General features: G+C 66.5%; 1 protein-coding gene. It reads right to left on the bottom strand.

Annotation, left to right across the window (positions count from 1 at the left end; all coding sequences use genetic code 11):
- The coding region (locus tag JMY24_RS38175) for an FAD-binding protein (protein ID WP_201704145.1) at window positions 1-553 on the bottom strand (553 nt) is incomplete at both ends.

Below are 553 nucleotides of genomic sequence, written 5' to 3'. Positions count from 1 at the left end.
GTTGGCGAACTTCAGCGCGATCTCGCGGATCGACGGCAGACGCTTCATGATCGTCTCGGCGCCGATGTGCGACAGGTCCAGCAGCACGTGGTCCTTGTTCGGACCGACGCCACGGCCTTCCTTGATCTCCTGGTCCATCGAGCGCGAAACGAAGTCGCGCGGCGCCAGATCCTTCAGCGTGGGCGCGTAGCGTTCCATGAAACGCTCGCCGTTCGAGTTGCGCAGGATGCCGCCTTCGCCGCGCACGCCTTCGGTGATCAGCACGCCCGCGCCGGCCACACCCGTCGGGTGGAACTGCCAGAACTCCATGTCCTGCAGCGCGATGCCCGAGCGCGCGGCCATGCCCAGGCCGTCGCCGGTATTGATGAACGCGTTGGTCGAGGCCGCGAAGATGCGGCCCGCGCCGCCCGTGGCGAACAGCGTCGTCTTGCCTTCGAGGATGTAGACGTCGCCCGTTTCCATTTCGAGCGCGGTGACGCCCAGCACGTCGCCCTCGGCGTCGCGGATCAGATCGAGCGCCATCCATTCGACGAAGAACTGCGTCTTCGCCGCG

It is taken from the genome of Paraburkholderia kirstenboschensis (assembly GCF_904848585.1).
Taxonomy (GTDB): Bacteria; Pseudomonadota; Gammaproteobacteria; order Burkholderiales; family Burkholderiaceae; genus Paraburkholderia; species Paraburkholderia kirstenboschensis.
The sequence above is the reverse complement of the archived record's forward strand: the minus strand, read 5'-3'. Positions and strand labels throughout refer to the sequence as shown.